This window comes from Streptomyces coelicoflavus (assembly GCF_045041415.1).
Classification (GTDB): domain Bacteria; phylum Actinomycetota; class Actinomycetes; order Streptomycetales; family Streptomycetaceae; genus Streptomyces; species Streptomyces coelicoflavus.
This window is the reverse complement of sequence record NZ_CP108218.1, coordinates 6,983,091-6,998,735: the sequence shown is the minus strand read 5'-3', so window position 1 is coordinate 6,998,735 and position 15,645 is coordinate 6,983,091. Positions and strand designations below refer to the sequence as shown.

Annotated in this window: 17 protein-coding genes and 1 pseudogene; 7 read left to right on the top strand and 11 right to left on the bottom strand. The window is 73.5% G+C overall.

Annotated features, from left to right (window positions below; genetic code table 11):
- Positions 1-8 precede the first annotated feature (8 nt).
- Complete coding sequence (ung, locus tag OHA99_RS31455; protein ID WP_366473433.1) at positions 9-689, bottom strand: uracil-DNA glycosylase; 681 nt, start codon at positions 687-689, stop codon at positions 9-11.
- Positions 690-828: 139 nt separating this feature from the next.
- Between ung and OHA99_RS31450 the strand changes: the two are divergent.
- Positions 829-1,330: pseudogene (locus OHA99_RS31450) on the top strand (nuclear transport factor 2 family protein).
- Here OHA99_RS31450 and OHA99_RS31445 read toward each other — a convergent pair.
- The 3 genes from OHA99_RS31445 to fabG all read right to left on the bottom strand — a co-directional run bounded on the left by OHA99_RS31445 (position 1,290) and on the right by fabG (position 4,652).
- Positions 1,290-2,876, bottom strand: a complete 1,587-nt coding sequence (locus OHA99_RS31445) for an ABC transporter substrate-binding protein (protein ID WP_405698451.1) — start codon at positions 2,874-2,876, stop codon at positions 1,290-1,292. The pseudogene OHA99_RS31450 and the gene OHA99_RS31445 sit on opposite strands and share 41 nt — an antisense overlap.
- Before the next feature lie 209 nt (positions 2,877-3,085).
- The gene (locus tag OHA99_RS31440) at positions 3,086-3,847 is read right to left on the bottom strand and encodes an SDR family oxidoreductase (RefSeq protein WP_153180841.1); all 762 of its coding nucleotides are present in this window, start codon (positions 3,845-3,847) and stop codon (positions 3,086-3,088) included.
- Positions 3,848-3,890: 43 nt separating this feature from the next.
- Complete coding sequence (fabG, locus tag OHA99_RS31435) at positions 3,891-4,652, bottom strand: 3-oxoacyl-ACP reductase FabG (protein WP_153180840.1); 762 nt, start codon at positions 4,650-4,652, stop codon at positions 3,891-3,893.
- A gap of 266 nt (positions 4,653-4,918) precedes the next feature.
- On the opposite strand from fabG, the gene OHA99_RS31430 reads away from it, so the two are divergent.
- Complete coding sequence (locus tag OHA99_RS31430; protein ID WP_405698450.1) at positions 4,919-5,743, top strand: hypothetical protein; 825 nt, start codon at positions 4,919-4,921, stop codon at positions 5,741-5,743.
- 60 nt (positions 5,744-5,803) lie between these two features.
- On the opposite strand, the gene OHA99_RS31425 is transcribed toward OHA99_RS31430, so the two are convergent.
- Complete coding sequence (locus OHA99_RS31425) at positions 5,804-6,187, bottom strand: DUF3037 domain-containing protein (RefSeq protein ID WP_164385527.1); 384 nt, start codon at positions 6,185-6,187, stop codon at positions 5,804-5,806.
- A gap of 14 nt (positions 6,188-6,201) precedes the next feature.
- Entirely contained in the window at positions 6,202-6,948 is a 747-nt protein-coding gene (locus OHA99_RS31420; protein WP_366473436.1) for a HipA family kinase, read from the bottom strand.
- Positions 6,949-7,141: 193 nt separating this feature from the next.
- Between OHA99_RS31420 and OHA99_RS31415 the strand changes: the two genes are divergently transcribed.
- Positions 7,142-7,639: a Rieske (2Fe-2S) protein gene (locus OHA99_RS31415; RefSeq protein ID WP_042825749.1), complete on the top strand. Its 498-nt coding sequence runs from the start codon at positions 7,142-7,144 to the stop codon at positions 7,637-7,639.
- The gene (locus tag OHA99_RS31410; RefSeq protein ID WP_165686597.1) at positions 7,636-8,103 is read left to right on the top strand and encodes a pyridoxamine 5'-phosphate oxidase family protein; all 468 of its coding nucleotides are present in this window, start codon (positions 7,636-7,638) and stop codon (positions 8,101-8,103) included. The genes OHA99_RS31415 and OHA99_RS31410 overlap by 4 nt, the downstream gene beginning before the upstream one ends.
- A 202-nt stretch (positions 8,104-8,305) precedes the next feature.
- On the opposite strand, the gene OHA99_RS31405 is transcribed toward OHA99_RS31410, so the two are convergent.
- Positions 8,306-9,217, bottom strand: a complete 912-nt coding sequence (locus OHA99_RS31405; RefSeq protein ID WP_007389864.1) for a LysR family transcriptional regulator — start codon at positions 9,215-9,217, stop codon at positions 8,306-8,308.
- Positions 9,218-9,291: 74 nt separating this feature from the next.
- On the opposite strand from OHA99_RS31405, the gene OHA99_RS31400 reads away from it, so the two are divergent.
- Positions 9,292-10,296 (top strand): DMT family transporter, encoded by a 1,005-nt coding sequence (locus OHA99_RS31400; RefSeq protein ID WP_366473437.1) that lies wholly within the window; start codon positions 9,292-9,294, stop codon positions 10,294-10,296.
- A gap of 13 nt (positions 10,297-10,309) precedes the next feature.
- Here the strand turns inward: OHA99_RS31400 and OHA99_RS31395 are convergent, their stop codons facing one another.
- Positions 10,310-11,647: an aminotransferase class I/II-fold pyridoxal phosphate-dependent enzyme gene (locus OHA99_RS31395; protein ID WP_153180835.1), complete on the bottom strand. Its 1,338-nt coding sequence runs from the start codon at positions 11,645-11,647 to the stop codon at positions 10,310-10,312.
- 35 nt (positions 11,648-11,682) lie between these two features.
- On the opposite strand from OHA99_RS31395, the gene OHA99_RS31390 reads away from it, so the two are divergent.
- On the top strand, positions 11,683-12,369 hold the full coding sequence (locus tag OHA99_RS31390; protein ID WP_153180834.1) for a pyridoxamine 5'-phosphate oxidase family protein: 687 nt from the start codon (positions 11,683-11,685) through the stop codon (positions 12,367-12,369).
- A 46-nt stretch (positions 12,370-12,415) separates the two neighbouring features.
- Here the strand turns inward: OHA99_RS31390 and OHA99_RS31385 are convergent, their stop codons facing one another.
- From OHA99_RS31385 to OHA99_RS31375, 3 genes are all read right to left on the bottom strand, one after another.
- The gene (locus OHA99_RS31385; RefSeq protein ID WP_153180833.1) at positions 12,416-13,375 is read right to left on the bottom strand and encodes a DMT family transporter; all 960 of its coding nucleotides are present in this window, start codon (positions 13,373-13,375) and stop codon (positions 12,416-12,418) included.
- Between the two features lie 191 nt (positions 13,376-13,566).
- Positions 13,567-14,571, bottom strand: coding sequence for an EamA family transporter (locus tag OHA99_RS31380; RefSeq protein WP_366473439.1), 1,005 nt, complete (start codon positions 14,569-14,571; stop codon positions 13,567-13,569).
- Between the two features lie 99 nt (positions 14,572-14,670).
- On the bottom strand, positions 14,671-15,210 hold the full coding sequence (locus tag OHA99_RS31375) for a Clp protease N-terminal domain-containing protein (protein WP_405698449.1): 540 nt from the start codon (positions 15,208-15,210) through the stop codon (positions 14,671-14,673).
- 199 nt (positions 15,211-15,409) lie between these two features.
- Between OHA99_RS31375 and OHA99_RS31370 the strand changes: the two genes are divergently transcribed.
- Positions 15,410-15,598 carry a hypothetical protein gene (locus OHA99_RS31370; RefSeq protein WP_007447311.1) on the top strand — a complete coding sequence of 63 codons (189 nt, stop codon included), beginning with the start codon at positions 15,410-15,412 and terminating at the stop codon, positions 15,596-15,598.
- Positions 15,599-15,645 lie beyond the last annotated feature (47 nt).

Genomic DNA, 15,645 nt, shown 5'->3' with positions numbered 1-15,645 from the left:
GCGCCCGATCAGCCCAGGTTCGGGACGGTCCAGTCGATCGGCTCGTGGCCCTGCGCGGCGACCGCCTCGTTGATCTGCGTGAACGGGCGGGAGCCGAAGAACTTCTTCGCGGACAGCGGCGAGGGGTGGGCCCCCTTGACCACGACGTGCCGCGCCTCGTCGATCAGCGGCAGCTTCTTCTGGGCGTAGTTGCCCCACAGCACGAAGACCGCCGGGTCGGTCCGGCCGGCCACCGCGCGGATCACCGCGTCGGTGAACAGCTCCCAGCCGCGGGCCTTGTGCGAGTTCGCCTCCCCGGCGCGCACCGTGAGCACCGCGTTGAGCAGCAGGACGCCCTGCTCCGCCCACGGCATCAGGTAGCCGTTGTCCGGGATCGGGGTGTCCAGCTCCGCGTGCATCTCCTTGTAGATGTTCCGCAGGGACGGCGGGACCTTCACACCGGGCCGCACCGAGAAGCACAGCCCGTGTCCCTGACCCTCGCCGTGGTACGGGTCCTGGCCGAGGACCAGCACCTTCACCCGGTCGAAGGGCGTGGCCTCCAGTGCGGCGAAGACCTCCTCGCGCGGCGGGTAGACGGGGCCGTTCGCCCGCTCCTCCTCGACGAACCGCATCAGCTCCTTGAAGTAGGGCTCTTGCAGCTCGCCGCCCAGCACCTCGCGCCAGGACTCGGGCAGGATGGCGATGTCCACGTCAACTTCCTTACGCTGTGCGGTCGCTTCCAGTCCCGTAGAACCTACCGGCGACCACTGACAACGGGGGCGCCGGGCGGCGCCGGGCGGCGCCGGAAAAGCGTTGTCCCGCGGCGGAGCGGGGCTGGAGGAAGTGGGCATGACCTCCGACGCGATGAGCCCCACGGAACGCCTGCTCGCGAACGCGCCTGCGAACGTCTGGTCGTCGACCTGGTCCGCCGTCTCGATCTCGGCGACCCCGGATCGGCGGCCGACCTGTTCACCGCCGACGGGGTCTGGCAGTGGCCCCACGGCGACCGTCGTGTCGAGGGCCGGGAGGCGCTGCGGACGTACTTCGGCTCCCGGCCGGCGGACCGGTTGTCGCGCCGGGTGATGACGAACATCCTCGTCACCGTGGACTCCGCGACGACGGCGACGCGACCTCGTACCTGACGACCTACCGTGTCGACGGATACGTCGACGGGATGGTCCCGCCGCGGCTGCCCGCCAACGTCGGGCACTACGAGGACACGTTCCGGAAGGTCGACGGCGAGTGGCTGCTCGCCGCCCGGACCCTGTTCCTCGCCTTCGGCGGCGGCACCGAGCGGCTGGCCGACCCGTCTACCAGCTCGTCTTCCGGTGGAGCTGCCACATCATCATGATCGTCGACGGGTCCAGGGCCTGCTCCGCGCCCGAGATGTCCGTGCTGGCGGCGACGTACTGCTTGCCCTGCCACAGCGGCAGCAGCCGTACGTCGTTCACCATGATCTGCTGCGCCCGCTCGAAGTCCCGCTCCACGTTGCCGCGGTCGCTCTCCCGGCGGGAGCGCGGCAGCAGCTCACCGGTGATCTCCGGGGTGAGGTAGGGCGTGCCGAGCGCGTTCTGCTTGCCGACGAACGGGGCGATGAAGTTTTCCGCGTCCGGGAAGTCCGGGGACCAGCCGCGGCCGAACACCGGGTACTCGCCCTTCTGGTAGCCGGCGACGTACGTCTTCCAGGGGCGGCTCTTGAGCGTCACCTCGAACAGGCCCGAGGCGTCGAGCTGCCGCTTGATCTCCTTGAACTCCTTGCCCGTCTCGGAGCCGTAGCGGTCGGTGGTGTACCAGAGGGTGAGCGGGACCGGGTCGGTGATGCCGGCGTCCTCGAGCAGCTCGCGTGCCTTGGGGACGCTGGGGTCGCCGTAGTCGTCGAAGAAGCCGGTGGTGTGACCGGTGAGACCCTTGGGGACCATCGAGTACAGCGGATCGACGGTGTCCTGGTAGATCTTGTGCGCGATCGCCGCCCGGTCGATCACCTGGGCGACGGCCTGGCGCACTTCCTTGCGTCCCGCCCACGGGTCCTCGGGGTTGAAGACGAGGTAGCTGATCTCCGTGCCGCTGCCCTCGACGAGCTGGAGGTTCTGCTCCTTGCCCTCCTTGCCCTGGAGCGTGATGACGTCGTCGGCGGCCAGGCCGCGGTAGGTCACCTGGATGTCGCCGTCGCGCAGCGCCTCCACCATGCCGGCGGAGTCCTTGAAGTAGCGGATGGTCACCGCCTTGTTGTGCCGTTCGGCGAAGCCCTTGTAGCGGTCGTTGCGCACGAGTTCGGCCCGTGTCCCGTCCTCGTACGACTGGAGCGTGTACGGGCCGGATCCCACGATTCCGCTGCCTTCGCGCAGGGCGTCCGCGGGGTAGTCCTCGGGGTCGACGATCGACATGGCGGGCGTGGCGAGCACGAACGGGAAGGTGGCGTCGGGCTTGTTGAGGTGGAAGACCACCTCGCGCTCGCTGGGCGCCTGGACCCGTTCGAGGCTGCCGAGCAGGCCGGCCGGGCCACCGTTGACGTTGATGTCCTTGATCCGGTCGATCGAGTACTTGACGGCCCGGGCGTCGAGGGCGTGGCCGTCGGAGAACGTCAGGCCCTCGCGCAGCCGGCAGGTGTACACCTGGTTCGCGGTGTCGGTGAACGAGCACTGCTCGGCGGCGTCGGGCTGGGGCGCGGTGGCACCACTGGGGTAACTGAGCAGCGTCTGGTAGATGTTCCGGAACAACTCCCAGGAGCCGTCCCACGAAGCGGCCGGATCGAGGGTGCTGGGGGCGCTGGTCGTCCCCACGACGATCGGCTCCTCGTCGTCCGAACTGTCGGACGACAGGATGCCGCACCCGGTGACCAGTGAAGATATGGACACGATGGCCGCGATCCGCCGCAGGCCCCGCTTCCGGTTGAACACGCGCACGCTCCTCGATCCGCCGTGCCAAGGGTCGGCAGACCTTACCGCAGCGCAACGCCCCCTGAACCCCCTTCTGAACAGGGGTTTTGATCATTTGGCGATGACTACGTTGTCATCGTGCACCGGGCTCCGATACGCGGACACGGGCGCCGTTCTCGTCAACGGCGCCCGTGTCCGGGATCGATCTTGAGGAAGCCTCGGGGGCGAGATCAGGCCACGCCGGCGTTCAGGAAGATGCCGCCGTCGACGACGAGCGTCTGTCCGGTGACCCAGGCGGACTGTTCCGAGGTGAGGAACTCGGCGGCACCGCCGATGTCGGAGGGCACGCCGAGCCGGCCCAGCGGGTAGCCGGAGGCGGCCTCTTCCTCGCGGCCCTCGTACAGGGCGGCGGCGAACTTGGTCTTCACGACCGCCGGGGCGATCGCGTTGACCCGCACCCTGGGCGCGAACTCGTGCGCCAACTGCGCGGTGAGGTTGATCAGCGCGGCCTTGCTGACGCCGTAGGCGGCGATGAAGGGCGAGGGCGAAAGGCCCGCGACCGAGGCGATGTTGACGATCGCGCCGCCGTTGTCCTTCTGCCAGGCGTGCCAGGTGCGCTGGGCGAAGCCGAGCGCCGAGATCACGTTGGTCTCGAAGACCTTGCGCGCGACGTTCAGGTCCATGTCGGCGATCGGTCCGAACACCGGGTTGGTGCCGGCGTTGTTGACCAGGAAGTCGACGCGTCCGAAGGCCTCCATCACGCGCTCGACGGCGACGGCCTGGTGGGCCTCGTCGTGCGCCTTGCCGGCGACGCCGATGACCCGGTCGGCGCCGAGCCTCTCGACGGCCTCCTTCAGCGCGTCCTCGTTGCGGCCGGTGATGCAGACCCGGTCGCCGCGCGCGACCAGCGCCTCGGCGACGCCGTAGCCGATGCCGCGGCTGGCGCCCGTGACGAGCGCGACCTTGCCGGAGAGTCCGGGCAGTTCAGTCATGTCAGTGTTCCCAACCGTTCCTGGTCTCCGTGTTCACTGTTCGCTAGTCGAGCGGTCCGCCGGCCACGTACAGCACCTGGCCGGAGACGAAGCCGGCGGCCTCGCCGGTGAAGAAGGCGATGGCGTTGGCGATGTCGTCGGGCTCGCCGACGCGGGCGACCGGGATCTGGGTGGCGGCGGCGGCCTTGAAGTCGTCGAAGCCCATGCCGACGCGGTCGGCGGTGGCCTTGGTCATCTCGGTGGCGATGAATCCGGGGGCCACGGCGTTGGCGGTGACGCCGAACTTGCCCAGCTCCTTGGCGAGGGTCTTGGTGAAGCCCTGGAGACCGGCCTTGGCGGCGGAGTAGTTGACCTGCCCGCGGTTGCCGAGGGCGGAGGAGGAGGACAGGTTGACGATGCGGCCGAAACCGGCGTCCACCATGTGCTTCTGGCAGGTCTTCGTCATCAGGAAGGCACCGCGCAGGTGCACGTTCATGACGGTGTCCCAGTCGGAGACGCTCATCTTGAACAGCAGGTTGTCGCGCAGCACGCCCGCGTTGTTGACGAGGATCGTCGGCGCGCCCAGCTCCTCGGCGATCCGGGCCACGGCCGCCTCGACCTGCGCCTCGTCGGAGACGTCGCAGCCGATCGCGAGCGCCCTGCCGCCGGCCGCGGTGATCTTCTCCACGGTGTCCTTGCAGGCGGCCTCGTCGAGGTCGATGACGGCGACGGCACGGCCCTCGGCGGCCAGTCGTACGGCGGTGGCGGCACCGATGCCGCGCGCGGCTCCGGTGACTACGGCGACCCGCTGCTCAGTGGTGGACATTCGCTGCTTCTCCTCGTCCTGGGGATGCGGCCCGTGCGGAGCGTGCGCCCTTGGGTGAGCGACCGCTTAGTACCTTCCGCAGACGTGACGCTAGAAGCCCTGGCACCCGGTGTCAACGGGACACCGGGCCGGTGTGATCCATTACCCGGCCCTCCCGGCGCGCCACTCGCCCCCGGTCGCCCGATCGGCCCAGCGCTGCGGGCCGCCCGGCCGCCGGGCCCATAGCGTCGAAGCGCGAGCCACCCGTGGCCGGAAAGGAGGCGTCCATGCGCCGTCGTACCGGTGCAGCAGGCATAGCCGTCGCGATCGCCGCGATCGTGCCGCTGGCCGACCCCGCACCCGCCCAGGACCTCAACGCGGACCTGGGCCAGGACTGCCGGAGCTTCACCTACCAGGAAGCGGTACCGATCGGGCTGGACGCGGATCCGGGCACCCCGGATTCGCCGTGCCCGGACGCGCTGTACGAAGATCCGTCCGCCGACGCCCCGCTGGACGGGGGCCGGTCCGACGACGGCCGGCTCGACGGGGGCGGACTCGACAACGGTCGCCCGGACGAGGGGCTGCCCGACGGGGGCGGACCCGGCCAGGTCCGGCCGGACGAGAACGGCCCCGGCGGGGGCGGACTCGACGGAGGCCGTCCGGACGAAGGGGGTCTCGACGGGGGCGGAACCGATCCCGGCCGGCCCGGGGACGGCCGGCTCGACGAGGGCCTGCTCGACCAGAACCGGCCCGGGACGTCCCACTCCGCCGGCCACGGCGCGTTCGACCAGGGCGGAATCCGTGAGATCCGGGACGCGGACGGCGGCGCGGGCGGCGGCGCGGGCGGCGGCGCGGCGCATCCGCGGGACCAGGACCCGACGATCTCCGCCACCTCCCTGCCGCGTCCGGCCACGACGGCGCCCGCCCCGGTCGTCACCACACCGGCGCCCGTGGCCTCCCCCGCCGTGACGCCGACGCTCGGCACCCAGGGCGGCCTGGGCGGCGCCTCGGCCACCGGGCCCAGCGACTGGGACATCGGCATCGGTCTGACCTTCGTCACCGGCGCCGCGCTCGCGACGGGCTTCGTGATCCGGCGCCGCCGACGCGCCTGAGGCACGGCTCGGCCCCGCGGGTGTCCGACCACCCGGGGCGGGCCCGGTCCCCCGCCGCGCTCAGCGCACCAGCAGGTCCAGGAGCCGCTCCGTCTCGGCGGCCGGGTCGGCCGTGAGGCCGGTGTGGACGGGGCCGGGCCGGACGATCGTCGAGCGGGGGGCGATCAGCCAGCGGAACCGGCGGCCGGGGTCGTCCCCGGCCGCCTGGCCCGCCGCGTCCCCTCCGGCGCACACGCCCTCGACGGCACGCAGCGCCGCCCGCACCCCGGGCAGGTCCACCCGCGGGTCCAGGGCGAGCAGCCGGCCCTCGTCGAGGTGGGTGCGGGCACCGACGTAGGACCTGGCCCGGCAGTAGACGAGGACGCCGGCGTTGACGCACTCCCCGCGCTCGATCCGCGGCACCACGCGCAGCAGCGCGTACTCGTAGACGTGGCGGTCGCTCACCGCTCCCCCTTGGTTCACTTGACGCGTTCGTGGATCGTGGCGGCCCGGGCGAGCAGCGGCGCGGCGTAGGCCCTGCGCAGGTCGTCGGGGGTGGCGAAGCCGGGTTCGTCGCGCAGCCAGACGTCCGGGATCTCGGCGGTGACCTCGGCGAGGAGTTCCTCGGTGACCAGCGGCGCGAGCGCGGCGGCGGCCGAGCGGACGTCCGGCGTGAAGCGCGCGAGGGCGTGGTCGGCGGCGTCGTAGGGACGGGCGGCGGAGGCCTCGGCGCCGGGCCAGTTGTGGTGCCAGATCATGGTGGCGCCGTGGTCGATGAGCCATGTCTCGCCGCGCAGGCGCAGCAGGTTGGGGTTGCGCCAGGAGCGGTCGACGTTGTTGACCAGCGCGTCGAACCAGACGATCCGTCCGGCCTCCTCGGCGCTCACCTCGAAGGCGAGCGGGTCGAATCCGAGCGCGCCGGACAGGAAGCCCATGCCGAGGTTGGTGCCGCCACTGGACTTGAGCAGTTCCTGCACCTGCTGGTCGGGCTCGCCGAGCCCGAGCACCGGATCGAGGTCGACGGTCACCAGCCGCGGCACCCGGAAGCCCAGCCGGCGGGCGAGTTCGCCGCAGACCACCTCGGCGACGAGCGTCTTGCGGCCCTGTCCCGCGCCGGTGAACTTCAGGACGTACGTGCCGAGGTCGTCCCCCTCGACGAGGCCCGGCAGCGAGCCGCCCTCACGCAACGGCGTGATGTAGCGGGTCGCGATGACTTCCTTCAGCATCGCCCCAGGTTACCGGCGTGACGCGGGGACGCCGTACCTGGCCGGTGCGCGGCCGACAGCGAATCGACAGCCGTGTTTTACGCCCGCCCGACCGCCGGCCCGACAGCATCTCGGCACGGTCTGAACAGCACGTGCCACGGGACCGTACCTCTCGGCAGATCATCACGCGTCCTCCCCGGAAGGGAACCCCAGCATGACCAGCGCATCGTTTCATCCCGCAGCGGGACCGGCCCGTCGTACCGTCGTGGCGGCGGCCGGAGCGGCAGGGCTCACCGCCGTGCTGGCCGCCTGCTCAGGCTCGGACGACGACGCTTCGGCCGACACCGGCACCGCCCCCTCGGACGCCGCCTCCCAGGAGGCGGGCAGCAGCGGTTCGGGCGGCGGCGAGAACGCCGGGGCGGGGCCGGCGCTCGCGGCGACCGCCGACATCCCCGAGGGCGGCGGAAAGGTCTTCCCCGACCAGAAGGTGGTGGTCACCCAGCCCGCGGCCGGTGAGTTCAAGGCGTTCTCCGCCACCTGCACCCACCAGGGCTGCGCCGTGAAGAGCGTGGCCGACGGGGTCATCAACTGCCCGTGCCACAACAGCAACTTCTCGATCACCGACGGCAGTGTGCAGGGCGGTCCCGCGCCCAAACCGCTGCCCGCCGTGCAGATCACGGTCAGCGGGGACTCGATCCGGCTGGCCGGATGACCGTGACGCAGCGCCGGGGGCGCCGGATCATGATGACCCCCGGCGAACTGGAGGCGTTCCTCACCGCCCAGCGCACCTGCCGGGTCGCCACCGTCTCGGCCGACGGGGCCCCGCACGTGAGCACGCTGTGGTTCGTGTGGGACGGCTCGTCGATGTGGCTGTACTCCGTCGTGCGCAGCCGGCGCTGGACGGATCTGCGGCGCGATCCGCGGGTGGCGATCGTCGTCGACACCGGCGAGGAGTACGACGAGTTGCGGGGCGCGGAGCTGTCCGGCCGCGTGGAGTTCGTGGGCGAGGCGCCGCGCACCGGCGAGCTGTGCGCCGAACTCGACGTCCCGGAGACGCTGTTCGCCCGTAAGAACTTCGGCTTGCAGGAGATGCCGCACGACGGCCGGCACGCCTGGCTGCGGCTGACGCCGGAGAAGGTCGTCTCCTGGGACTTCCGCAAGCTGGCGTCCGCCTAGGCGGGCGCGCGCCGGGGGCGGGGCCGCCGGCGCGGAGGGAGCGGGGCGTGGGACGCACCGTGCGCGGGTCGCCGCGAGCGGGGCGTGCGAGGCACCGTGCGCGGGTCGCCGCGAGCGGGGCGTGCGAGGCACCGTGCGCGGGTCGCCGCGAGCGGGGCGTGGGACGCGCCGTACGGGGGTCGCCGGACGCGCCGGGCGCTTCTCACCCCGCCTGGCCCACCTCCTTCGCCGTCGCCCGCAGTGCGTCCACCGCCGCCCGGATGGACGGGCGGCGGTCGGCGTCGGCCCGCCAGACGACGTACACGTGCCGGCGCACCCGCTGCCTCAGCGGCACCGTGACGACGTCGGCGGGCATGGGGTGGCGTCCGAGCAGCGGCGCGATGCACACGCCGAGCCCCGCGGCGACCAGCCCGAGCTGGGTGTGGGTCTCGGCGGCGCGGTGGCCGACGATCGGCTCGATGCCCTTCGACCGCAGCGTGAACATCAGCCACTCGTGGCAGAACTCGCCCTCGCCCCAGGTGATCCACTCGTCCTCGGCGAACTCGGCGAGGTCCACCTCGTCCCGGGCGGCGAGCCGGTGGCCGACCGGCAGGGCGACGTCGGCGGGGTCGTCGAGGAGCGGTGCCTTGACCAGGCCGTCGGGCAGCGGGATCGGCTTGTTGTACCAGTCCAGCACGACGGCCAGGTCCAGGTCGCCGCGCACCACGCCGCTGATGCCGCGCTCCGGCTCCAGCTCGGAGGAGCGGATGCGCAGCGCGGGGTGCCCGGCCCGCAGGGTGGCCAGCGCGGCGGGGAAGAGTCCGCGGGCGGCCGTGGGGAACGCCGACAGTCTCAGCTCGCCCGCCACCTGTCCGCGCTGCGCCTCCAGGTCGGCCTGGGCCAGCTCGACCTGGGAGAGGATGCGGGCCGCGTGCTCGGCGAGCAGCCGGCCGGCGTCCGTGAGGCGGACGCCGCGCCCGTTCTTGGCGAGGAGCCGCTGACCGGCCTCCCGCTCGAGCTTGGCCATCTGCTGGGAGACGGCCGAGGTGGTGATGTGCAGGCCGGCGGCGGCGCCGCTGACCGAGCCGTGCCGGGCGAGGGCGTCCAGGGTCCGCAGGCGCTCCAGGTTCAACATGTAAGCGATACTACGAGATACTCCGTGTGAAATCTCGATTGTGCTACGAGGACGGCTGCCGCATCGTTGCGGGCATGAGCAGCGTCCCGGCCTCCTCCGCCCCCGCCCCCACCCCGATCCCCGTCCCCGCCGAGCCCCGCCGCGTCCTCGACTGGCGGCTGCGTTTCGGGGCCCTCTCCCTCGTGTGGGGGTTCAGCTTCCTCTTCATGAAGGTGGGCACCGAGAGCTTCGCGCCGTTCCAGGTGACGCTCGGGCGGCTGGCGTTCGGTGCGGCGGTGGTCGCGGCGGCGATGGCGGTCAAGCGGGAGCGGCTCCCGCGCGGGGCGTGGACGTGGGTGCACCTGACGGTCGCCGGGTTCCTCCTCAACGCGCTGCCGTTCTCCCTGTTCGCCTTCTCCGAGCTGACGATCCCGTCGTCGCTCGCGGGGATCTGCAACGCGACCTCGCCGCTGTGGGGCATGGCCCTGTCGCTGGTCGCCCTGTCCGAGGACCGGCCGACGCGGCGCCGGGTGGCCGGCCTCGGCGTCGGCTTCCTCGGCGTCCTGACGGTGCTGGGCGTCTGGCAGGGCTTCCACGGCCTCGACGTCACGGGCACGGCGCTGGCGCTGCTGGCCTCGCTGAGCTATCCGGTCGGCTGGATCTACGTGCGGCGCACCCTGGCCGGCTCCAGCCACTCCCACCTCTCGCTGACCGGCACCCAGCTGGGCCTGGCCACCCTGCAACTGGCGGTCGTGACACCGTTGTTCACCTCGGTGCCGGCCTCCTTCCCGGTGCTCCCCCTGCTGGCGGTCGCGGCCCTCGGCGTCCTCGGCACGGGGCTCGCCTTCCTGATCCAGTACGACCTGGTCGCCGAGGTCGGCCCGACGACGGCCCAGATGGTCACCTACTTCACCCCGGTCATCGCCACGGCCGCGGGCGTCGCGCTCCTCGGCGAGTCGCTGTCCTGGTCGACCCCCGTCGGCGCGGTGATCGTCCTCGCCGGTGCGGCGCTGACCCAGTCCCGGTCCGGGACCCGCCGGGGCGGGGCCGCGCCCGCGCCGCAGGCGCCGTCGCCGGTACGCCGGGCATCGCGGGTCTGAGGGGCGGGGCCGCTCAGACGTAGCTCCGCGGCGGTCCCGCCCCGGGCCCCGCCGCCGCCGCGACCGCCGCCGCCAGCGGCCCGAAGTCGGCCTCCCCCAGCGTCGAGACGGTGATCCTGATGCCGGGCGGGGTGCTCAGGCGGAAGCGGGCGCCGGGGGCCACGGCCCAGCCGCCGTGCAGGAGCCGGGCCACGGCGCCGGTCTCGTCCGGCACCGGAATCCACACGTTCATTCCGGTGCGCCCGTACCCGGCGACCCCGTGTTCCGCCAGGGCGCCGAGGAGCGCGTCCCGGCGCCGCCCGTACACCCCGGCCACCGCGCGGGCGTCCACCGCGCCGTCCGCCCACAGCCGGGCCACGGCCCGCTGGGTGACGCGGCTGACCCAGCCGGGGCCGAGCCGCTGCCGTCCCCGCACCCGGTCGAGCGTGACGGGGTCGCCGACGAGCACGGCGAGCCGGAGGTCGGGGCCGCAGGCCTTGGCGGCGGAGCGGACGAAGGCCCAGTGACGGGTCGTACCGGCGAGGGGGTGCGGCGGGAGGTCGACGATGCCGTGGCCGTGGTCGTCCTCGATGAGCAGCGCCCCGGGGTGCTCGCGCAGCACCGGCCGCAGCGCACGCGCGCGTGCCGCGCTCACCGCCGCGCCGGTCGGGTTCTGCGCGCGGCCCGTGACCACCAGGGCGCGGGCGCCGGCCGCGAGCACCCGGCGCACGTCCTCGGGCAGCGGCCCCTGGTCGTCGACCCGGACGGCGACCGTGCGCAGGCCGAGCGCGGGCACCAGGTCGAGGAGGCTGCCCCAGCCGGGGTCCTCGACGGCGACGGCGTCCCCGGGCTTGAGGTGGGCCGCGAGGACCCGCTCCATCGCGTCGAGCGAGCCGGACGTCACCGCCAAGGGCCCGTCCGGCACTCCGTCGGCGTCCAGTTCGGCGCGGGCGACGCGGGCCAGCTCCGGGTCCACGGGCTCGTGCCCGTACAGCACCGGTTCGCGGTCGCCCTGCTCCGCCGCCGCGGCGAACGCCGGGCCGAGGGCGGGCAGCAGGGCCGGGTCCGGGTTGCCGTCGGACACGTCGCGCACCCCCTCGGGCACCTCGACGCGGATGAACTCGCGTCCGGTGGTGGCCGGCTTCGCGCGCACCCGGCTGCCCCGCCGCCCGGCGGTCTCGATGACCCCGCGCTCGCGCAGGGTGCGGTAGGCGGCGGCGACGGTGTTCGGGTTCACCCCGAGACGCTGCGCCAACTCCCGCATCGGCGGCAGGGGTTCGCCCGGTTCCAGTTCTCCCGAGCCCACCGCGCGCTCGACGCTCGCGGAAATCTCCGCAGCGCCCCGCCCGGTGATCGGATAGTCTCCTAGCACAAAGAAGATTATGCACTAGTGCAATGGAGAACGCCATGCAGGGGACCACGGGGACGCCGTCGCAGCCGGCCGACACCTACCCGCCCACCGACCGCACCGTCCCCACCCGCTCCCCCGACCGGGCCGCGTACGACAAGGAGCTGGTGCACTCGATACTCGACGAGGGCTACGTGTGCCACCTCGGCTTCGTCCGCGACGGCGCCCCGGTGGTCCTGCCGACCCTGTACGGCCGGGTGGGCGAGCGCCTCTACGTGCACGGCTCGACGGGCTCGCGCCCGTTGCGGATGACCGGCGCGGCCGACCCGGGGCTGCCGGTGTGCCTGACGGTGACCCACGTCGACGCGCTGGTGCTGGCCCGCTCCGCCTTCCACCACTCGATCAACTACCGGTCGGTGGTGGTGCACGGCACCGCCCACGAGGTGACGGACCCCGAGGAGCGGCGCACGGCCCTGGACGCCCTGGTCGACCACGTCGTCCCGGGCCGTTCCCGCGACTCCCGGCCGGCGAACAAGAAGGAGCTGGCCGCCACCGCCGTGATCCGCCTCGACCTGGACGAGGTCTCCGCCAAGCTCCGCACCGGCGGGGTGAACGACGAACCGGAGGACCTGGCCCTCCCGCACTGGGCCGGTCTCGTCCCGTTGCGCAAGGGGTACGGGGCTCCGGTGGCCGACCCGGGCCTGGACCCCGCCACCGCACTGCCCGACTACCTGTCGGCCGGGTGACACCGGCCCGGGCGGACGGCGCCGGGGCCCCGCCGGCCCCTCGGCCTCAGGCCGGCGTCGGTCGCGTCCCGGCCTCCCTCACCTGCCGCGCCGCCCGGGTCTCCGCCACCGCGAGTCCCGCGACCGAGCCGAGCATCAGCAGCGTGCCGGCCAGGGTCGCCGCCGTCAGGTGCTCGCCGAGCAGCAGGACGGCGAGCGCCGCCGCGCTGACCGGCTCGAGGAGCATGATCACGGAGACGGTCGCGGACCGGACGACGGCCGCACCGGCGAAGTAGAGCCCGTAGGCGAGGGCGGTCGGGACGGCCGCGACGTACGCCAGCAGCCACAGGAGCCGGACCGGTTCGGCGGTGTGCGGCACCAGGCCCTCGGCCAGGGCGAGCGGCAGCAGGCACAGACTCGTGACGGCGAACGCACCGACGGAGGTGCTGCCGGCGTCCGCCCCGCCCTCCCTCCCCCACCAGCGGGTGAGCAGCGTCATCACCGAGTACCCGGCGGCGGACAGCAGCGCGAGGAGCACGCCCGGCAGCCGGACGGTCGTACTCCCGCCGCCGAGGACCAGCACCGCGAGTCCGGCGAGCGCGCCGACGACGGCCGCGGCGCCGCCGGCCCCCAGGTGTTCGCCGAGGGCGAGGCGCGCGCCGAGGGCGATCAGTACGGGCCCGGCGCCGAGGGTGACGACCGTGGCGACGGCGAGCCCGGTGGACTGTACGGCGGCGAAGTAGGCGGTCTGGAACACCGCGAGCCCGAGCCCGGTGACGCCCGCCCGCAGCGCCTTCCGCCCGAACGGTTCACGGACGGCCGGGCGCACCCGCGGGCGCAGCGGGCGGGCGGCGAGCAGCAGGACGAGTCCCACCGCGCAGCGCCAGAACGACAGGGCGACGGGACCCATGTCGCTGGCGCGGTAGACCAGTGAGGCGGCGGCACCGGCGGTGCCCCAGGCGACACCGGCGACGATCAGATAGAGGAGGCCACGCCCGACGGGCAGGCCGGAGACGGCATTCGACACGAGTTCTCTCCGCAGACGCGCACGGGGCGCGGAAGTTCGAGGCGTCCCGGAACGATCGACCGGGGCGCGGGGACTCTCGTCCGCGGGCAGCACCGTCCGGCCCGGCGACCACGCGCCGGGCTCGTCACAGGGGCCCGCCTCAGGCGGCCGGAGGCGGGAGGACGAGTGCGTCGGAATGCATGGTCCGCACCCTAGGTCGCCGTCCCTCGGCTCGACAACTCCCTTTCGGGTCCCCCACCGGCCACCGGGCCCGCCGAGCCCTTCGCGGGGGTCGAGGACTGGGCGATGAGGGCGCCGGCCAGCACCACGGCGCCGCCGACGATCTGCGGGGCGGAGAGGTGCTCGCCGAGCAGCACCCAGGCCAGGACGGTCGCGATGACCGCTTCGAGGCAGGCCACGACTCCGGCGACCTGCGGCGACAGGCGGCGCACGGCGACGATGCCGGTGACGTAGGCGAGCACCGTGGCGACGAGCACGATCCAGGCCAGCAGCAGGACGGCGGCGACGGACGTGCCGTCCATGGCTGCGGTGCCGGTCAGGACGGACCAGTCCATCGACCAGGGCCGGGCGACGACGGTGAGCACCGCGGCCCCGACGAGCAGGCCGTAGGCGATGACGCCGAGCGGGTCGGGCGCCTCCTCGCCGGCGTCACTGCCCTGGTCGGACAGGACGAAGTAGCCGACCTGGCAGCAGGCCGCGCCGAGGGCGAGCAGCAGTCCGAGGGCGTCGAAGCCCAGCCCCGACCAGACCTCGACGACGCAGGCGAGCCCGCCGACCGCCAGGACGACGCCGAGCGCGGCGGCCCGCGTGACCGGCCGCCGCTGCACGAACCGCACCCAGCCGAGGACCAGGGCGGGTGCCAGGTACTCGACGAGCAGTGCGACACCCACGGGGATGCGGGAGATGGCGGCGAAGTAGCAGGCCTGCACACCGGCCACGGCGAGCAGGCCGTACCCGGCGACCAGGGCGGGGCGGCGGCGCGGCAGGGCCCGGTGGCGCACGGCGAGCGGCAGCATCACCAGGGCCGCGCCGGCCACGCGCAGCCAGACCACGTGGAGGGGGTCGAGTCCGGCCTCGATCAGCGGTTTGGCGGCGACTCCGGAACCGCCGAAGGCGACCGCGGAGACGAGTGCCAGGCCGAGCCCGGGGCCGTTGCCGCGGTTGCCGCGGGCGCTGTCAGACGTATGCACCGGCACATGATGACAGGGGTCGACATGACCGTCACCCCCGATGACACCTGTCTCACCGACTGGATCTCGGAGCGGCGCTCCTCGGTGGGCGGGGACGGGACGGACTCAAGGGGTCGGCTCGAAGTGGTTCTCCACCCGGGCGAGCACGGCGTGCGGCTCGACGGCGGCGCGGGCCAGTACCTCGGCGGCGCGCGTACGCGGGTCCGCGACCAGGGCGGCGAGCAGGTCCGCACCTCCGGTGCGGGCCGCCCCGCGCCGGGCCGCACGTACGTCGGCGTCCTCCATGGCGGCCGCGGCCGGCGCGGAGAACCCGTCGGCGCCGGACACGACGGGTACGGCGCCGGAGTCCTCGACGGCACCCTGCCAGCGCAGCCCGTAGCCGATGCTGCGCTGCACGAGGTAGCCGAGGACGCGGGCGATCCTGGGCCCGTCCCCCAGGAGCGCGCGGGCCTCGGCGTCGCTCTCCAGCAGCGAGTGCAGCAGATGGGCCGTGTCGATCTGCCGGTCCCCGTCCCGCACCGCCCGGCGGCGCGCGCCGGAGACCGCCGAGGCCAGTTCCGCGCTGAACCGGTCCTCGAGGTCGGTGCCGTCCGGCCACCGGCCGCCTTGCTCGCCGGCCGACTGCCGGGGGATACGGGGTTGCACGTATCCCAGCTCACCAGTCCCTCAGGGCCCGGTCATCCCCGGCGGGAAGCATTTCGCCGTCCCACACAGAGTGGACCCGCCCGGACGGAATCTCCTCCTTGCGGATGAGATCAGGCCGTTTCGGCCCCCTGGGCGCGCGCCGCCTTGCCATGCGCCCCCGGGGGCAACCGAAACCCGCCCTCGCGGGTCGGACAGGGGCATGAGGAGCAGGTGCTGGCTGGTGTCGCTGCCCGCCGTCGACGGCAGGCAGTACGTGTACCGGGTGGACGCCCCGGCGGAGGCGCTGCTCGCCGACCTGTTCTGGGAGGCGTGGCACTGCCACGACGAGAGCGCCTTCCCGCGCGCGTGGGACCTCTTCGACGCGGCGGTGATACGGCGGGTGGACTGAACGGCCCCGTGGCCGGTCCACCTCGAACGCCTCCCGGACATGCACCG

Bases quoted from the DNA above. Each gene is read 5' to 3' on its own strand.
- OHA99_RS31390 (WP_153180834.1), top strand. From the start codon at position 11,683: ATGCAGGGGACCACGGGGACGCCGTCGCAGCCGGCCGACACCTACCCG.
- OHA99_RS31415 (WP_042825749.1), top strand. From the start codon at position 7,142: ATGACCAGCGCATCGTTTCATCCCGCAGCGGGACCGGCCCGTCGTACC.
- OHA99_RS31430 (WP_405698450.1), top strand. From the start codon at position 4,919: ATGCGCCGTCGTACCGGTGCAGCAGGCATAGCCGTCGCGATCGCCGCG.
- OHA99_RS31370 (WP_007447311.1), top strand. From the start codon at position 15,410: ATGAGGAGCAGGTGCTGGCTGGTGTCGCTGCCCGCCGTCGACGGCAGG.
- OHA99_RS31420 (WP_366473436.1), bottom strand. From the start codon at position 6,948: ATGCTGAAGGAAGTCATCGCGACCCGCTACATCACGCCGTTGCGTGAG.
- OHA99_RS31410 (WP_165686597.1), top strand. From the start codon at position 7,636: ATGACCGTGACGCAGCGCCGGGGGCGCCGGATCATGATGACCCCCGGC.
- OHA99_RS31400 (WP_366473437.1), top strand. From the start codon at position 9,292: ATGAGCAGCGTCCCGGCCTCCTCCGCCCCCGCCCCCACCCCGATCCCC.
- OHA99_RS31440 (WP_153180841.1), bottom strand. From the start codon at position 3,847: ATGACTGAACTGCCCGGACTCTCCGGCAAGGTCGCGCTCGTCACGGGC.
- OHA99_RS31405 (WP_007389864.1), bottom strand. From the start codon at position 9,217: ATGTTGAACCTGGAGCGCCTGCGGACCCTGGACGCCCTCGCCCGGCAC.
- fabG (WP_153180840.1), bottom strand. From the start codon at position 4,652: ATGTCCACCACTGAGCAGCGGGTCGCCGTAGTCACCGGAGCCGCGCGC.